The organism is Azonexus sp. (assembly GCF_030824335.1).
In the GTDB taxonomy this organism is placed as follows: Bacteria; Pseudomonadota; Gammaproteobacteria; order Burkholderiales; family Rhodocyclaceae; genus Azonexus.
On record NZ_JAVBXX010000034.1, the window covers coordinates 1 to 18,756 of the forward strand.

Here is an 18,756-nt window from a genome sequence, read left to right on the forward strand (position 1 = left end):
ATCGGCAACTCGGCGCTCGGCTCCAGCATTCAGGAAGAAGTCGAGAAAATGACCTGGTCGATCCGCTGGGGCGGCGACACGGTGATGGACCTGTCCACCGGCAAGAACATCCACGAAACGCGCGAGTGGATCATCCGCAACAGTCCGGTGCCGATCGGCACCGTGCCGATCTATCAGGCGCTGGAAAAGGTCAACGGCAAGGCCGAAGACCTGACCTGGGAAATCTTCCGCGACACGCTGATCGAGCAGGCCGAGCAGGGTGTCGACTACTTCACCATCCACGCCGGTGTGCTGCTGCGCTACATCCCGATGACCGCCAACCGCATGACCGGCATCGTCAGCCGCGGCGGCTCGATCATGGCCAAATGGTGCCTGGCACACCACAAGGAAAGCTTCCTCTACACGCATTTCGAGGAAATCTGCGAAATCATGAAGGCCTACGACGTTGCCTTCTCGCTTGGCGACGGCCTGCGTCCCGGCTCGATCTACGATGCCAACGACGAAGCCCAGCTGGGCGAATTGAAGACGCTGGGCGAGTTGACCGCAATCGCCTGGAAACATGACGTGCAGACCATCATCGAAGGGCCGGGTCATGTGCCGATGCACCTGATCAAGGAGAACATGGACCTGCAGCTCGAATACTGCAAGGAAGCCCCGTTCTACACGCTTGGTCCCTTGACCACCGACATCGCGCCGGGCTACGACCACATCACCAGCGGCATCGGCGCGGCAATGATCGGCTGGTACGGCACGGCCATGCTCTGTTACGTGACGCCGAAGGAACACCTGGGTCTGCCGGACAAGGACGACGTCAAGACCGGCATCATCACCTACAAGCTCGCCGCGCATGCTGCCGATCTGGCCAAGGGCCACCCCGGTGCGCAGATCCGCGACAACGCGCTGTCCAAGGCGCGCTACGAGTTCCGCTGGGACGACCAGTTCAACCTCGGCCTCGACCCGGACAAGGCGCGCGAATTCCACGACGAGACGTTGCCCAAGGAGTCAGCCAAGGTCGCCCACTTCTGCTCGATGTGCGGTCCGCACTTCTGCTCGATGAAGATCACCCAAGACGTACGTGACTTCGCGGCAGCGCAAGGGATTGCCGAAGAGGAAGCGCTTACCAAGGGGATGGAAACCAAGGCCGTCGAGTTCGTGAAGAGCGGTGCCGAGGTTTATCGCAAGGTGTAACCAGCCCAAACATGATTGACGAAAAAAATGCCGGGTTCAAAACCCGGCATTTTTATTGGCGGCGGCCAGACGAAATTATTTCGTCGGCTTGGCCCAGATCGCTGCGGCGGCACCAACATGCGTTGTCGGGCTGGTTGCCCCAACGGCGCCCTGAACCGCCAGCGCACCGAGTACAGCCTGCCCATTGGCGCCGGCGAAGCTCAGGTTCGCGCCACCATATGCCTGAGCGGATGAGCAGCCAAGACAGGTGGTTGGCACTGGCTGCACCATGCCGTTGATCGGCACATTATTGATCGTCATCTGATACAGGGTCACCGGTATGCTACCCGATGCTGCATAGCTGATATTGATCCCCGGCGCCGTATTGGCAGTCATTGTCTTGCTGTCGAAATTGATCGTCATTGATGCCGAACTGATGCTGCCAACCCGACCGAAGTTATCCGTCGGGGTAGAACCGCCATAATAGGCGTATGTGGCGGTACCGCTGCTCGGCAGAGCCGTTGGCACGCTGCCCCACGCCTGGTGATAACCCGTGGTCCCACTCACCCCCGGTTCCTGGATGGCCCAGTAGAAGTTTTCCCCACTGGGTGTGGCGATGGTGTTGTAACCACCTTTACTCGCCTTGATGGCCAAGAGCTCACTCATACCAGTCGCATATTGCTCCGAGACCACATTGGTACCGGCTGCAGCCGAGGCAAAGGCTTCGACCTGCACCAGCGTCGGTGCAGGCTGAGACGTATGAGAATAAATTGCCGCAACGTCAGCCTTGATGGCTACATCCTGTTCATTGCTCCCGTAAGCATTGACCAACGCCCCCATCGCCTCGCTATTGGCGTGCAACCAGCCGGAAAAACTCCCTCCCGCGCTTCCTGTCTTGCAACCTTCGCAAACAGTGGCCAACTGACCGTATATCCAGTTTGAATCCTGATAGGAAACATTGTTTGCCGACAACAGGAAAGACGTTGCGGCAAGCGGACCAACTGCGGGAAAAGCAATACGCATTGCACCGTCAGTGCTGAATGTCCTGGCTGAAAAATTGACCAGCAACGGTGTGGCAACGAAAGTCCCGGTTCGACCATGTGAATCAGTTGGGTTACTGGCAATCCGCATGTTGTAGGTCACGGTGCCCGACGTGGGCACCGTCGTCAAACTCGGACCGAATACCACATGAGTAGCGTTATCCCAGGCAACGTAGCCACCAGTCGGACCATCGTCGTTCAGCACTGTCGCACCGGCTGCACTCAAGGCCGAGGCCAGAGCGCTGGCAGTGTCGTAGCTGGTTCCGTTGATCGACCACGCTTTGGCTGCGGTTCCCCCGAGCGATGAAGCCTGCAAACCATAGTTCGCCGCCAGCGTCGTTTGTGTCAGCGTTGCCAAAGGCAGGACAACGGGCTGCGGCATCGGAACCGGCGCCGGGTCCGGGACAGGCGTTGGTACAGGTGTTGGTTCGGGCACCGGGACCGGTGTTACGTCAGGTACAGGCGTCGGCGCCGGCGTTTCGGCCGCTGCCTGTACGCTGAAAACGGAAACACCGTTCAGGCTTGTTGCACTGGTTTCCACGTCATAACCCAGCGCCAGGTATTTGGCTGCAGAACCGGCGAAAAAGCCGTTGAACGTTGCACCGCAAGTCGAGCCAGTACAAACATTTGTCGCACCAGCCGTCTGGGCCAGGGAACCGGAACCGCTGACTGCTGAGCCGGAGAACGAGGCCGATGGCAGCAGCAGCTTGTATTCATTCCCGCCGGCAAAACCGAGCGCCCATTCTGCCGCCAGCGTGCCGGCCACAAAATTAACCGTCGCCGAGGCCGATTTCACACTGCCGATGCCGAGTCCGTTACCCACGCCATCGCCAAAGGTCGGCGCCGTTGCACCCAGAAGTTTGTAGCTGACGGCTGCACCGGTCGTCGGCATGCCGGAAGCCGGCGTTGCAGTGCCATTCACATAATGCCAACCCTGGGTTTCGCTGAAGGTCAAGTCCGAACCCCAACCACCGGCTGCGGTCGGCCCACCAACCCAGCGCCCCCACTCAAGTACGCCACCGTCGGCACCCCGTTCGGCGCTGCGCGCCATGTTGCGGTCAACATAACAATCCGTCCCGCAACTGGCTGACTTGTAGCCCTGAGCGTCCCATACCACCGAATTGACTGCCTGGTACTCGATGGCATGCTGCGCGCTATCCTTGGGATTACTGACCGACTGCACCAGCGTCAGACCAGAAACGGCCGTCGGACTGAGCCCATCGCCGGCAGTAATCGGGCTGCGTCCGGAACCGGAAGCGCCACTATTGATCGCCGGACTTTCCGATGGCTTGTAGGTAGTTCCCATGGCCTCGGGTAGTGCACTGACCGCTGGCGCCAAAGCCGTCAATTGCGGCGAGGAGCTGGTCTTGGGAGAACTGTTGCGACTTCCCTGGCTCTCTTCCTTGGCTGCGGAAGCCACTTCGCCACTCTTGCCCCGCCCTCGCATCGCAGACTCGAAACCGGAGGACAGGAACGAGGGCGGTGCGAGCAAACGCAACGGCGCCGTCGTCTGCGAAACGACACGGAAATACTCTTGCTGTCCGAACTCGAATTCACCAGCCTCGTTGCTTACCGCGATACGCCCATCCGTGACACCGCCGTACAAGCCGGCAGGAACTTCCGTATCGTCCGGGTTTTTACAGGGTGCAGCCGTATCGCACGAGACAACAGTGAAGTGCGTGCCACGAATACCGATGGTCGCCGTGACGCCCGTGATCGCATAATTCTTGGGATTGCTTTTCCCGATCAGGCCGGTAATGGTGCGCATCCCGCCCTTGACCAGACCGAAGATGGAACGATCATCGGCAGCATTTTTGGTGTAGCGGAAATCTTCGATCTTGAAAGTCGAATTGGCCCGCAGGGATACGATGGATTCATCAATGAACCGGACCTGCAACACCGAGGCCGGACCGACTTGCAACACATCGCCATTTTCCAGACCGGCCCCCAGGGACAAGCGGACTTCCTGCCCGGCACGCTGGGCGACGACATCACCGGCGACCGCCAGAACGCTACCCACCGGCGCAGCCAGAACACTGGCCGTGCCCAGCAACGACATCACGGCCACTGCAATTTTTTTGATTTTCATGTCAGTCCCCGATTATTTATAGTCGTAGCGCAATTTGATGGCGAAGGTGCCGCGATCATATTCATACAAACCAATGTTCGAGTTTTGCTCGGCATAAGTCGCCTCAGCCTTGATCGACCAATTGCGATCCAGCGCATAAACACTGCTTAGCTCAAGTGCGGTGTAATCGTCGTCGCGCTTCGGGAAAAATGACAAGCCGGAAAAATTATCCTTGAACCGACTATTGACGTAGCTGATGCTTGCACCAAAGCCGAGTTTTTGATGCGGTTGAATGCTGACATGAGCACGCACGCCATAAATATCGCGCGAGTATTCACGCCGGCTACTGTCGTTACGCTCTTCCCCAAAAGTTGCTGCTACGGAAAAAACAGGGTTCCAAGCGTGGGCAAAGGTGCGTGTCCAGTTGGCCGAAACGACAGTCATATTACTGTCACGCTGGGGCGCCCCCGACGGTGAAGCCAGCCGTTTGTCCTTGTCCAGATAGATCGTGACATCCTCGTAACGCAATTGTGAGTACTGCAAACCGGCGCCAAAACGGTTGAACTGGTCGAACTGATGCGACCATTCGCCAAGCAGCGAAGTCGAACGCAAATAGGCGGAACCATCGACATTAAGCAAATTATGCTCAAGCCCCGTGCGATAGAAATTGCGCCCCTTCAGCACACTGACACCACCTTGCGCGCCCAGGCCGACTTGATCAAAAACATCGTTATTCTTGCCGGCATGCCACTTGCCATTGCCCTGAAAGCCGCCGTAGAGCATTACACCGGGGGCAACGGGATAGGAAGCTTGAACGCCGGCCTGCAGGGAATAAAACGTATCCCGCTCACGCGCCGACGCGGAGTCGGTATTGACGGCAAAACCGGGCAACCCGGCAACATCGCCCGCCCGAACTCCGGCATTTATATTGCTGTCGTAGCCGATGCCGGTTTCGACAAAGAAAGCCGCCGTCGGTACGTAGCGCGACTCACGCGACCGAATGGCGTCGAGAAAGCGCTCGATACCAACTTTTTCGGCGCCATCCGCATCGCTTAGCAAATCGGTGAATTCCTGGCGGGCTCGCTGGTCCTCGCCTAGGATGTAGTAACCGCGAGCCAGATGAAAGCGGGCCGAGCGATTGTCTGGAAAAGCCAACAGAAAGCGTTCGAGAGCGAGAATGCCTTCACCGGGCGACCCACCATCCAGTGCCGCGATACCGAAAAAAAAGTCAAAGGCCGGCTGGCCCATTTGCTCCTGATTTTGCTTCCCCAAGTGATAAGCGTCAGTGAACTTTCCAGCTTCCATCAGGGACTTGATATCCTGATCGACCGAAGCAAAAGCACTACCGCAAACCACGCCAAGCAAACATGCCAGACGACGCAATTGCATAAAACCCCCTTTAGGTTTTGTGTTTTTTTATAACGCCAGAAAATTATATGAGCAACGGATTCCTCCAATGCCAAAATCCCTACCAATTTGTCGCCCCGGTTGTGCCGCCTGTTGTATTGCCCCGACGATTTCATCCCTGAACAAGCCGGCCGATGTCGCCTGTCAACACCTGACGGATGATTTGCGTTGCCGGATATTCGGGAGTACCGAGCGCCCGGCCTGTTGCAGCGGACTACAACCCTCGCAGGAAATGTGCGGTGAAACGCGCGACGATGCGCTGCGCTGGCTGGTCGATTTGGAAGCAGCCACCCGACCGCCGGCGTAGAATGCTGCCTCCTGTTTTAAAGCGCTCAGCATGGACCCGATTCTTCTCCTGAAAGCCCTGATCCTCGGCATCGTCGAAGGGTTGACCGAATTCCTGCCAATTTCATCGACCGGCCACCTGATCATCGTCGGCAGCCTGTTGAATTACACCGACGACCAGAGCAAGGTGTTCAAGATCGTCATTCAGTTGGGCGCCATCCTCGCTGTCTGCTGGGAATTCCGCGAACGCATCGGCAAGGCGCTCGGCGGCCTGAGCAGTGATCCGGAGCAACAGCGCTTTGCTGGCTTGCTGATCGTTGGCTTCCTGCCGGCGGCGGTGCTCGGGCTGATGTTTCACAGCACGATCAAAACTTACCTGTTCAATCCCCTGACCGTTGCAGGCGCACTGATCGCCGGCGGGCTATTGATCCTGTACCTCGAACGCAAGGCCTATCATCCACGGGTCAATAGCGTGGACGAGATGCACTGGAAAGACGCATTGAAAGTCGGTTTTGCCCAGGCAGTAGCGATGTTTCCCGGCGTCTCACGCTCCGGGGCGACGATCATGGGCGGCCTGGTTTTTGGCCTGTCGCGCAAGGCAGCGACCGAGTTTTCCTTCTTCCTCGCCATCCCGACGATGTTCGCGGCGACCATCTACGACGTTTATAAAAACTGGGCGCTGCTGCGCATCGAAGATTTGCCGGTATTTACCGTCGGCTTCGTGGCGTCGTTCATTGCCGCCATGCTGACCGTCAAGGCACTGCTGCGCTACGTGTCGAACCACGATTTCACGATCTTCGCCTGGTACCGGATCATTTTTGGTCTTTTGGTGCTGTTGACCGCACAAATGGGCTGGGTGGAGTGGACGGCATGATTATTTACCTGCATGGCTTCCGCTCATCGCCGGCCTCGTGGAAATCACGCCTGCTGGCCGAGGAAATGGCCCGTCGCGGGCTGGCCGATCAATTTATTTGCCCCGCTTTGTCGCCGTTTCCGGATGTCGCAATGACTGCGGTGTCACGTCTGATCGAAGCGAGCAAAACACCGGTCACGCTGATTGGTTCCTCGCTCGGTGGTCATTACGCCAGCCATCTGGCAGAGAAACACGGCCTGAATGCCGTACTGATCAACCCAGCAGCTCTCCAAGGGAACTTTCTTCCTGGTGCGGTCGATGGGGTAGATGTGAGCAAATTCATCGGCGAACACGCCAATTTCCATAGCGGTGAGCGTTTTCACTTCACGGCCGAACATGCCGCACAACTGAAAGCACAGGCTGTCCGACCGACGCCTTCGCGTTACTGGCTACTGCTGGAAACCGGTGACGAAGTGCTCGATTACCATGCGGCACAAGCTTTCTGGTTCGGTTGTCGGCAAAATATCATCGAGGGCGGCGACCACAGCTTCACCCGTTTTCCCGAGTTCATCCCGCAAATACTTGAATTCGCCGGGATATAATCCGCCGATGAACGTATTGTTTGAAGAAGACGGCGGCTTCAAGGCCGGCACCATCATGGCCGACAACGACAGCTCGTTGCAGGTCGAAATGCCAACGGGCAAGCGCAGCAAGATCAAGGCTGCAACGGTGTTGTTGCGCTTCGAAAAACCCTCTGCGGCCAGCCTGCTTGACCAGGCCACGCCACAGGCGGAAGAGATCGAAGCCGATTTCCTGTGGGAGTGCGTCAGCGATGGCGAATTTTCGTTTCTGGATTTTGCCCGTGATTACTACGGACACGAGCCCGCGCCGGTCGAAGCGACGGCGGTGCTGCTTGCCCTGCACGCTGCGCCCGTCTATTTCCATCGCAAAGGCAAGGGCCGCTTCCGCAAGGCGCCTGCCGACATTCTCGCAGCTGCTCTGGCCAGTCTTGAAAAAAAGCGTCAGCAAGCGCTCGCGATGGAAGGCTGGATCAGCGAACTGAAGGCATTCCGCCTGCCGCCGGAAATCGGCGGGCTGACCGATGCGCTGCTTTATGCGCCGGATCGCAACAAACCGGAAACCAAGGCCTTCGAGACGGCCTGTGCCGAAACCGGGCTGAGTGCCGCACAAATGCTGTTCCAGTGCGGCGCGATCAAGTCGCCCTATTTCCTGCATTACCGCCGTTTCCTGCACGAACAATTCCCGAAGGGCGTGGCTTTTCCAGCACTCGACGCGCCGAAATTGCCGCGCGATTTGCCGCGCGCCGACGTCCGCGCCTTCTCGATCGACGATGCCAACACCACTGAAATCGACGATGCCCTGTCGGTCGTTCGCTTGCCCGGTATCGGTTCGCGCATCGGCATCCACATCGCCGCGCCGGGGCTGGCCATCGAACATGGGTCGCCCTTGGATGGCTTGGCGCGCGCCCGTCTGTCGACGGTTTACATGCCGGGCAACAAGATCACCATGCTGCCCGATGCCGTGGTCCAGAACTACACACTGGCCGGTGGCGTCGATTGCCCGGCGGTATCGCTCTATCTCACGGTCAACGAGCAATTCGAGATCATTTCGCACGAGTCGCAGCTGGAAATGGTGCATATCGCCGCCAACCTGCGCCATCACGAAGTCGAACCCTGGTTCAACGCAGAAACCATTGGCGGCCCCTTGCCCGACCAGCCGTTCAAGGACGAACTGGTCCACTTGTGGCACTTTGCCAACGCCTGCGAAGGCCGGCGCGGCAAGCCGTCGGCGACGCAGGGCGTTAATGACTACAACTTCGAGATCGTCGGCGATCTGGCCGACCCGGATGCCTGCACGGTGGAAATTTCCGAGCGCAAGCGCGGCAGCCCGCTCGACAAGTTGGTCGCCGAACTGATGATCGTCGCCAACTCGACCTGGGGCGGCCTGCTTGCCGAGAAAAACATCGCCTGCCTGTATCGCGCGCAAACCCAGGGCAAGGTGCGCATGACCACCTCGCCGCTGCCGCACGAAGGTCTTGGCGTGCCGCAATACGCATGGATGACCTCGCCGCTGCGCCGCTACTGCGATCTAGTCAACCAATGGCAGTTGATTGCCTGCCTGAAGGGCGAAGCACCGGCTTTCCCGCAAAAATCTGCCGAACTGTTCGCCGCAATGCGCGATTTCGAACTGACCTATGCCGCCTACGCCGATTTCCAGCGCTCGATGGAGCGTTACTGGTGCCTGCGCTGGCTGCAGCAGCACAACATCAGCGAAATCGATGCCACCGTGCGCCGCGAGCAACTGGTCAAGGTCGATCACCTGCCATTGATGGTACGCGTACCTTCGGCGCCGACCGACCTGCAGCAGGGGCAGCGCCTGCGCCTGGCGGTTGAAAGCATCGATTTGTTGGCCCCCGAAATCAGCCTGCGCTTCGTCAGCGTGCTCGAAGCCCCCGTGCCCGTGGAGGCAATAGAGGAAGAAGCACAGTGAAGCTTCGGGATATACCCAAATTTGACAATCTACCCAGCGACAAACGCTTGTTGCTGGCGATCGGCATTTCTCTGTGCCTGCATGGCTTGCTGTTGAGCCTGCATTTCGCCTTCCCGGAAACCTCGAAAGTCATGCGCGAAAAGGCGCTCGATATCGTTCTGGTCAACGCCCGCAGCAAATCCCGCCCGAACGATGCGCAAGCGCTGGCCCAAGCCAATCTCGATGGGGGCGGCAACACTGACGAAAACCGCCGGGCGAAGACACCGCTGCCATCTACCCAGCAGAAGACCACGGGTAGCGATTTGCAGCAAATGCGCCAGCGGGTTCAGGAACTGGAAGTTGCGCAGCAGAAAATGCTGGCGCAAGCAAAAAGCCTGGCCAAAATTGCCGCCGCCGAAACACGCAGCAATCAACCCACCCCGGCCACCCCGCTCAGTGGCCTCGACCTGGCCGAGTCGGCACGCGCGATGGCCCGCCTTGAAGGTGAAATCAACAAATCGATTGATGAATACAACAAGCGCCCGGTCAAGAAAGTCATCGGCTCGCGTGCCCAGGAATATGGACTGGCCTATTATTTTGATGCTTGGCGCAGCAAGATAGAACGCATTGGCACACTGAATTACCCCCAGGAAGCGCGCGGCAAGTTATATGGTCGGGTCGTGATTTTTGTCGAACTGAATGTCGCAGACGGCAGTCTGTACAGCGCGGAAATTTCCCAATCCTCCGGACACAAGCTGCTTGACCAAGCTGCTTTGCGCATCCTGCGCATGTCAGCCCCGTTCGGCCCCGTCCCCCGGGAAGCCATGGGCAACGCCAGCGTCCTCTCCTTTGCCCGGGAATGGAATTTCGTCCCCGGTGATACGCTTGCCACTTCCAATCGTTGAGCCACATGCCTGATCTCTATTGCGTCTTCGGCAACCCGATTGCCCATTCGAAATCTCCCGCCATTCATGCCGCTTTTGCCGCGTCGACCGGAGAAGCGCTGTGCTACGAAGCACGTCTCGCACCGGTAGATGGGTTCCGGCAAGCCGTCGACGAATTTATCGCACGCGGCGGACGTGGCGCCAATGTCACCGTGCCGTTCAAGGAAGAAGCCTTTCGCCTCTGCAATGCCTTGACGCCTCGCGCAACACGGGCCGGCGCAGTCAACACCCTGAGCTTTGTCGATGGACGCATTCTCGGCGACAACACCGATGGTGCCGGTCTGGTAGCGGACATTACTGGCAATCTGAAATTTTCGCTGGCCGGCAAACGCATACTTCTGCTAGGCGCTGGCGGTGCAGCACGGGGTGTCATCGAACCCTTGCTCGCCGGCCGACCGGCGACATTGATGATCGCCAATCGTACTGCTGACAAGGCCTGTGCGCTGGCCGAGGCTTTTTCGGATATTGCAGCCCCCCAAGGGGACCTCCTCCGGGGCGCGCTCAGCGCCGGAAACTTCACCGATTTGGCGGGACAACAATTCGACCTGACCATCAACGCCACTTCCGCCAGTCTGGCTGGCGAAACCCTGCCCTTGCCACCCGGCATTTTCGCGCCAGGCAGCCTGGCCTACGACATGATGTACGGCAAGGGCGAAACCCCCTTCCTGAAACAGGCACGGGAACAAGGCGCCAGCCTTTGTGCCGACGGCTTGGGCATGCTGGTCGGACAGGCCGCCGAAGCCTTTGCGGTCTGGCGCGGCAGACATCCGGCCAGCGCCCCCGTACTGGCCAGCCTGCGTAGCGCACTCAAGGGATGAAAGCAGCCAGCCGCTGGCTCAAGTGGGGCTTGTTCGGACTGATCGCACTCGGTTGCACCTGGTTGCTGTGGCTGTTTCTCTGGGTCATGTACTGGGGACACTTCAATCCGGGAACCACCCGCTTCATGGAAATCCGGCTAAGCGAATTGCAGGCCAAGAACCCGGCGGCTGAACTACGCCATCAGTGGGTCCCTTACGCACGTATTTCCACCGAGCTCAAGCGGGCGATCATCGCGGCTGAGGATGCAAAGTTCGTCGACCATGAAGGTTTCGACTGGGATGGCATCCAGAAAGCCATCGAGAAAAATCAGAAAAAAGGCCGCTTCGTCGCCGGCGGCTCAACCATCAGCCAACAACTGGCCAAGAACCTGTTCCTGACCCCAGACAAATCCCTGTTGCGTAAAGCCAACGAAGCCGTCATCACTTTGCTGCTCGAAGCCCTGTGGAGCAAGCAACGTATCTTCGAGGTTTACCTGAACGTGATCGAATGGGGTAACGGCGTCTTCGGCGCCGAGGCTGCGGCACGCCATTATTACGGCATCGGTGCAGCACAGCTTGGCGCAGCCCAGGCGGCCAAACTCGCGGCGATGGTGCCCAACCCCCGCTTCTACGACCGCAACCGCAACGCCCCTGGCCTGGCCCGTAAAACCGGCATCATTCTGGCCCGCATGCCAGCATCCGAACTCCCCTGATCTGCCTCCGACATGAGTCGGGCATCAAATATGCTATGGCCTTTCAGGCTAGCTTGCTTTACGATTCAAAACGTTAAATTTGCCTTTGAAAGGCAGGGTAATGCTTCGATATTTTTCCCCTCGCGCGGCGTTGACCGCAGCATTTGCGACAACGCTCTGCTTGTCTGTTGCATCTGCCACAGCACAAGACATTCCAAAATTCTCGATCAAGCACTTCAAGGTTGAAGGCAATTCGCTGCTGCGCCAGGAAGCCATTGATGCTGCTGTAACCCCATTCCTTGGTCCGGAACGTGACTTCGGCCATGTCCAACAGGCGCTGGAAGCCTTGGAAAATGCCTATCGCCAAGCCGGTTTCAACACCGTCTCGGTCATTCTTCCCGAACAGGTGCTGGAACAGGGAGAGGTTCAATTCCGGGTTATTGAAGCAAAAATCCGCAAGGTCGAGGTCGATGGCAATCAGCACTTCGATGACGCGAATATCCGCAACAGCCTGCCTGCCGTGCGCGAAGGAGAGATTCCACGTCTGGCGCAAATTTCCCCCAGCTTGCGCGTTGCCAACGAAAATCCCTTCAAAAAGCTCAACCTGCAATTCCGCCCAGGAGAAAGCGCTGAAGAGATTGATGCCCGCATTGCAGTGACCGACCAGCGACCTTGGCGCGTAGGTCTTACCTTGGACAACACCGGAACACCGCAAACAGGGCGCAACCGAATCGGCGTCAGCTTCCAGCACGGCAACCTGTTCAACCGGGACCAGATTCTGACGCTGCAATACCAGACCTCCCCCGAGAAGGCCAGTCAAGTCAATGTTTACGGCATTGCCTACCGCATCCCTCTGTACGAGCTGGGCGATGTCATCGACATCTACGCAGCAAAATCCGACGTCGATGCAGGCTCGATTGCCGCCGGCCCTTTCAATCTGGCGATTACCGGCAAAGGCAGCTCCATGGGCATGCGCTACACGCGCAAACTCCAGCGCCAGGGTGACTACGACCATGAACTCGTCCTTGGCATCGACCAGAAACAGTTCGAGAACAGCGTCGTCGCAGCCGGACAACAACTCGGCAGCGATGTCGGCATACGGCCAGTCAGCCTGCAATACGCCGGCAGAATCGCTCAGGAAGGCCGGGAACTCGGCTTCAATCTCACCTACTCGCGCAACCTGGGTGGCGCCCCCGACGGTGCGCAAACCAATGTGACCGCCACCCGCCAGGGGGCCAAACGCGATTATCAGGTGCTGCGCGGCGGTCTGACCTTCAGCCAGGCACTGGCCGGTGACTGGCAATGGCGTCTGGTGACCACGGCGCAATGGGCCAATTCCCCGCAAGTACCAGGCGAACAGTTCGGCATCGGTGGTGCCAGTTCAGTACGCGGCTTCCTGGAGCGCGAAATCGCCGGCGACCGTGGCATTCAGGGCAACCTGGAGTTGTACACGCCGAACCTGTGCGGCAAATACCTGGCCGGGCAAGCTTGCCGTGTGGTTGGTTTCTACGATATCGGCAGCCTCTCCCGGGAAAACCCTCAACCCGGTGAAATCGCCAGCGAAAAAGTTTCCAGTGCCGGCATCGGTGTGCGCTGGACCCTCAGCAGCAATATTGCCGCGCAACTCGACTATGCCTACGTACTTGACGGCAGCGAAGCCCAGCCCGCTGGCAACAAACGCTTCCACGGCCGGATCGGCGTCTTTTTCTAGCCTGCATGTCATGCAAGAAAAAGCCACCCTCACCCGGAATGAACTACAGTGAAAATCAGTCCCGCAGACAAGGAGCTCGCCATGGCTCGCCCCACCCCAGCTTTTCCCCCTTCGACACAGAAGGGTCACTTCCACCCGCGCTTGCTGGCTCTGGCGGTCGCCGCCTGCTTTGCGATGCCTACGGCGTTTGCCCTTCCCAACGGCGCACAGGTCGTCGCAGGTAGCGCGGCCATCACGCAGAACGGCAACACGCTGAACATCGCCAATACGCCGGGCGCCATCATCAATTGGGCGAACTTCTCGGTCGGCGCGCTCGAAGCGGTTCGCTTCCAGCAACAATCGGCCCTTTCATCGGTACTGAACCGGGTGACGGGTAGCGAGGCCAGCGCGATTCATGGTGCGATGACATCCAATGGCCGGGTCTGGCTGATCAATCCGAACGGCATCCTGTTCGGACAAGGTGCCCGGATCGATATCCCCGGTTTTGTCGCCTCGACGCTGAATGTCAGCAATGCCGACTTTCTCGCTGGCCGGATGAATTTCTCGGCCGGCGGCGTCGCCGGCAACATCCGCAACGAAGGTACGCTGAGTAACGCCGGTGCGGGCAACATCTACCTGATCGCCCCGGACATCGCGAACACCGGCATCATCAATGCACCGAACGGCGAAGTCCTGCTTGCCGCCGGCCGTCAGGTCAGCCTGGTGGACAACGCCCACCCCGATGTCCAGATCGTGGTTTCCGCCCCCGACGATCAAGCCATCAATCTTGGCCAGATTGTGGCCCAAAATGGTCGAGTCAGCCTGTTCGGTGCCCTGCTCAAGCAAAAAGGAACGGTTTCCGCCGACAGTGTTGCGGTCGACGCAGCCGGACGTATCGTTTTCAAGGGCCGCCAGGTCACGCTGGAAGAAGGCTCGAACACCAACGCCCGCGGCACTCAGGCCAACGGCGGTTCGATCAGCGTGGAAAGTACCGGTGACACCCGCATCCTCGGCACACTTGATGCCAGCAGCACCGAAGCCAAGGGCGGCACGATCCGGGCGCTCGGCGAGCGCGTCGCCGTCACCGGCAACGCTGTCCTCGATGCCTCAGGCAATACCGACGGCGGCCGCATTCTGGTTGGCGGCGATTTCCAGGGCAAGAATCCTGACGTACAAAACGCCCAAACCACCCTGCTCGGCAAGAATGCCACGCTGAAAGCCAACGCCGGCAACAACGGCGATGGCGGCACCATCATCGTCTGGGGCGACGGCACCACCCGCGCCTACGGCAACATTGAAGCACGCGGCGGCAAGCAAAGCGGTAACGGTGGGTTCGTTGAAGTCTCCGGCAAGAAGTGGCTGGATTTTCAGGCCAAGGTAGATACGTCGGCGGGGAATGGGAAACGGGGAACGCTGTTGCTAGACCCGGACGAGCTGGTGATTGGCAACGTTGCCGACAAAGATGGAGATGGAACCCCCGACGAAGTCGGCGACGACGTTACAACGGATATTACTGCGGGAGAATTGCCAAGCACTATCCCGAGTTATATCAAGGCGAGTACGCTAGCAGCGCTTCTCGGCAGCACCGACGTCAGTCTGGCTGCGACGAACTCGATCACGGTCAGCAGCCCGATCAACAAAACCGGCGCAACCGACAGCACCCTCACACTCACAGGAACCAGTGCGGCCTCGACAATCGCAATCAATGCCAACATTGGCAGCACCAACAGCAAACTTGGGCTGAATGCCAGCGCAAATACCATCACGGTCGGCGATGGTGTTTCCATCAATAGCAATGGCGGCAACATTGACCTGATGGGCGATACATCACTAGCCCTCGGCAATACAGTTGCTGCATCACTTAACTCTGGCACAGGAAATATCACTCTCGACAGCAACGAAATTCTTCTGCAATCCGGTTCCACGCTGGCTACCGGAGGCAATCTCACCCTGCTCACGGACATGCTGAATCTGGATACTGCGGGAATCGCCAGCGCGGCGGGAAGCATCCGGATTGCCTCGAAAACTCTGGATATAGATCTCGGCAGTCCAGGGCATTCGGGTGATGCACTGGAAATATCGCAAACAGAACTGAATAAATTTTCATCCAGCACAATCACCATCGACAGTCATCAAAACGCGCCTTGGGGAGACCCTACGCTGACCTCTGGAATCACGATTTCCGCACCAATCAGCGTTCCCGGAACGACCACGACATTTGTACTGAAAACCGGTGCCGGTATTACCCAAACCGCTCCTCTGACATTTGCTGCCGGTACATTATCAGTTGAAGGTCGAGGCAATATTGTACTGACCAATTCCGCTAACTCAGTTGGAAAACTGAATTCGGAAATGGACTATACCGGGTTCTCTTCTTTCCCATTCAGCTTCGCCAATACCGGAAACCTCACCATCGGCAATACAGATGGAAGTGAAGGTTTATTCTCAAAAGGCGGCGATATAGCCCTGAATATTACAGGCGGTGCCCTGACGATTGCCGGGCGACTCAACGCCTGGGGAGATGGAGGCTCGGGTGGGACACTAACCATCAATGCCCCTGTCGGAACAACCGTTGCTGCCAGCGGAAAAATTGAGAGCAGAAATGGCGCTAGCATCACAGGCAATCTGAACAACTTCGGCACCATCGATATTGAAAACGGCACAACAATTACTGGCAACCTGACCAACTCTGGATCAATTGCAATACTGTCGGATGGAAGTAATCCCCCTCAAGTCACGGGCAACCTGACCAACAACTCGGGCGCAACGCTGACTATTGAAGAAGGTTTGTCGGTCAGTGGGGGCACTTTGACCAATAGCGGCCGGATCGAATTAGGCAACGGAACGGATCCAGCAGCCCTACAAGCTGGCACGAGCTTCTCACAAACTGCCACAGGCACCTTGGCCTTGCATCCCGGATCAGGGGACCAGATACTGACATCGGGTAGCGCAACGGTCGCCGGAACACTCGAACTGCTAGACGATATTACCGCTGGCGTTCCAGTGCTGATTATTTCTGCAGACAGTCGAACCGGAACCTTTGCAAACATCCAAGTAAATGGGGACTTATCCGGCTATGCCTACGATGGCGCCACCGGCAATTTGAGTGCCCCCACTTCGTGCATGGTCTGCGAATTCACCAGCAGCGGCAACTGGGGAGTCAATGCAAGCTGGACAAATGGACTACTTCCAGCCCCGGGAGCCAGTGTGTCCATTGGTAGCGGCATTGCTGCAACAGTTGATAGCAATGTCGGCACCATTAGCAGCCTGACTGGCATTGGCAGCCTGATCATTGATGGTACAGGTCAACTGACCATTACCGGCAGCGCGACAATCGGTTCGTTAACTCTCTCGGGCGGCAGCCTGTTTGGTAAAAACGTTCAGGGAGCAAATACCAACAACCTGACTGTCAGCAATACATTCACCCAGACCGCTGGTTCAATCAGCGGCTTCAACAGTATTTCCGTCACCCAAAACACGATTGGCAATTTAGTCGTCGGGAACCTGTCGACCGTAATACCGACGGCCGGCTATGCAGGGGGAGGGGCTCAGGCTGGTGCCATCACACTGAACGCAAACTATACGGGAGCCAATGTTACCCAAAGTGCAGGAACTGCATTGGCTGGTGCCGCCGTATATGCAAGCGCAAGTGGCGCTGTCACCCTCGAAAACGCTAACCCCACCGGAGTGATTGCGGGAACGACAAGCGGCGGGAATTTTTCGTATCGCAGCAGCAATCCGATCAACGTCAACCATGTTTATGGTGGAAGTGCAGGCATCAATGTTGGCAGCAACAATGTCAAATTGCAGTCTGACGTCGCTTCCGGCATGGCATTCAGTCAAAGCGCCCCAATCAGTGCGTATGGCCTGGCACTAATCAGCAGCAACGGCGGAGCCAACCTGAAGCATGCGGGCAACAGTTTTTTCAGCATTGCCGGAAACCTCGCCGGCTCTGCGGCAAATATTGAAATCGCTAGCAGTGCCGGTAATCTGAGCATTGGAAACGTAGTTGGCATTGACGGCATCAACGCGCCAAATTCAGCATTGCTCTCGGTATCCAACACCCTCTCGGATGGCCTGATGACAGTCAAATCTCCTGTCACCGGTGGCACAAACGGGCAGGTCGAACTCAAGGCCAACTATGGAATTGCTGTTGGAGAATCGGGGTATCCGACCACAATTACTGGCAAGAATGTCTGGCTGGCCAGCAATGGTTTGATTGATTTGAGTTATGGCACAGTGACGGCAACAGCTCAAGCACAGTTGAGCAACCTGGCGAAAGATGCCGGTTTCGAGGTATTCGACAGCACGCCGAATGGCACTGGCCGGATTCTTAACAGCCATCTGTCCGACAGCATGATCGTGACCCCGCTGCTCGTACTGGGAAAATCCAACACTACCAACGACACAGGCACTCTGCTGATCAATGGCTCAATCACCCGCAGCAGCGGAGCGCTGGCCTTGATCGCCGGAGAGACCAGCGGCACCATCAGCGTCAATGCCCCCCTCTACCTCGGCGGACAACTCCTGTTCGATGCCCACACGATCACCGGCAATTCGATCACGGCACCCAACGTAGCCGGTCGCGCCAGCGGCCCGGTTGATTTGACTTTCAGCCAGAGCACCAACGTCAATAGCTACACGATTCCCGATACCGTGCCAGATACCTTGACAGGCATCACCGGCAGCACGGTGAACTTGACGGTTAACAGTACCGGCAACCTGACCGGCTCATCTACCGTCAGCGGCATCACCTCCATCACCCTGAACACCGACGGAAACATTGGTACATCCAGTGCAAGCCCGCTGAAGATCATCACACCCACGGTCAATGCCACCGCCCAGAACGGCAGTATCTGGCTGGAAGCGCACAGTGCGGCCAACCCGCTACAACTCACGGCAACGGCCAATGCACCGAATGGCAGTGTCAGACTGAGCAACTACGGTCATCTGATCGTCCCCAGTGGCTCCACGGTCATTCGCGGCGGCGGCTCGGGCGGGGTGACACTGATCGCCAACAGCCCTTTGACGGTGAATGGCGGCATCTCCTCTGGTGGTCCGGTCTCCCTGACGGCCAACGGTAGCGGCTCGACTGATGTACTGACCCTGGCCAGCGGCTCGACCATTTCAGGCAGCAGCGTACAACTGACCGGCGGCAGCGTCAGCAATAGTGCCACCATCACGGACACAGGCGGCAACACGATAAGCCCTTCGGTCACGACGACCTATTCGCCGCCAGCACCAACGCCCAATCCAACCCCGGCTCCGGAACCAACACCGACGCCCACGCCGGCACCGGAACCAACACCGATCCCCACCCCGG

General features: G+C 58.1%; 12 protein-coding genes. 10 read left to right on the forward strand and 2 right to left on the reverse strand.

The window, feature by feature from the left end:
• Positions 1–1,188: phosphomethylpyrimidine synthase ThiC (thiC, locus tag RCI20_RS15550; RefSeq protein WP_306607093.1), on the forward strand; the 1,188-nt coding region annotated here is incomplete at its 5' end.
• A gap of 75 nt (positions 1,189–1,263) precedes the next feature.
• Here thiC and RCI20_RS15555 read toward each other — a convergent pair.
• Together RCI20_RS15555 and RCI20_RS15560 are read right to left on the reverse strand one after the other, a co-directional pair.
• Entirely contained in the window at positions 1,264–4,296 is a 3,033-nt protein-coding gene (locus tag RCI20_RS15555) for a FecR domain-containing protein (RefSeq protein WP_306607095.1), read from the reverse strand.
• A 12-nt stretch (positions 4,297–4,308) separates the two neighbouring features.
• Positions 4,309–5,664 carry a hypothetical protein gene (locus RCI20_RS15560; protein WP_306607097.1) on the reverse strand — a complete coding sequence of 452 codons (1,356 nt, stop codon included), beginning with the start codon at positions 5,662–5,664 and terminating at the stop codon, positions 4,309–4,311.
• Positions 5,665–5,731: 67 nt separating this feature from the next.
• Here RCI20_RS15560 and RCI20_RS15565 point away from each other — a divergent pair, with 67 nt between their 5' ends.
• From RCI20_RS15565 to RCI20_RS15605, 9 genes are all read left to right on the forward strand, one after another.
• Positions 5,732–5,989 (forward strand): YkgJ family cysteine cluster protein, encoded by a 258-nt coding sequence (locus tag RCI20_RS15565; RefSeq protein WP_306607098.1) that lies wholly within the window; start codon positions 5,732–5,734, stop codon positions 5,987–5,989.
• A gap of 30 nt (positions 5,990–6,019) precedes the next feature.
• The gene (locus RCI20_RS15570; protein WP_306607100.1) at positions 6,020–6,841 is read left to right on the forward strand and encodes an undecaprenyl-diphosphate phosphatase; all 822 of its coding nucleotides are present in this window, start codon (positions 6,020–6,022) and stop codon (positions 6,839–6,841) included.
• Positions 6,838–7,422 carry a YqiA/YcfP family alpha/beta fold hydrolase gene (locus RCI20_RS15575; RefSeq protein ID WP_306607102.1) on the forward strand — a complete coding sequence of 195 codons (585 nt, stop codon included), beginning with the start codon at positions 6,838–6,840 and terminating at the stop codon, positions 7,420–7,422. The genes RCI20_RS15570 and RCI20_RS15575 overlap by 4 nt, the downstream gene beginning before the upstream one ends.
• Positions 7,423–7,429: 7 nt before the next feature.
• The gene (locus RCI20_RS15580; RefSeq protein ID WP_306607104.1) at positions 7,430–9,331 is read left to right on the forward strand and encodes a ribonuclease catalytic domain-containing protein; all 1,902 of its coding nucleotides are present in this window, start codon (positions 7,430–7,432) and stop codon (positions 9,329–9,331) included.
• Complete coding sequence (locus RCI20_RS15585; protein ID WP_306607106.1) at positions 9,328–10,215, forward strand: energy transducer TonB; 888 nt, start codon at positions 9,328–9,330, stop codon at positions 10,213–10,215. Before RCI20_RS15580 ends, RCI20_RS15585 begins: the two co-directional genes overlap by 4 nt.
• 5 nt (positions 10,216–10,220) lie before the next feature.
• On the forward strand, positions 10,221–11,072 hold the full coding sequence (aroE, locus tag RCI20_RS15590) for a shikimate dehydrogenase (protein ID WP_306607109.1): 852 nt from the start codon (positions 10,221–10,223) through the stop codon (positions 11,070–11,072).
• Positions 11,069–11,764, forward strand: coding sequence for a monofunctional biosynthetic peptidoglycan transglycosylase (gene mtgA, locus RCI20_RS15595; protein ID WP_306607110.1), 696 nt, complete (start codon positions 11,069–11,071; stop codon positions 11,762–11,764). Before aroE ends, mtgA begins: the two co-directional genes overlap by 4 nt.
• Positions 11,765–11,864: 100 nt before the next feature.
• Positions 11,865–13,454, forward strand: a complete 1,590-nt coding sequence (locus tag RCI20_RS15600) for a ShlB/FhaC/HecB family hemolysin secretion/activation protein (protein ID WP_306607112.1) — start codon at positions 11,865–11,867, stop codon at positions 13,452–13,454.
• 174 nt (positions 13,455–13,628) lie between these two features.
• Positions 13,629–18,756 (forward strand): filamentous hemagglutinin N-terminal domain-containing protein (locus RCI20_RS15605; protein ID WP_306607114.1); only part of this gene is annotated, 5,128 nt, incomplete at its 3' end.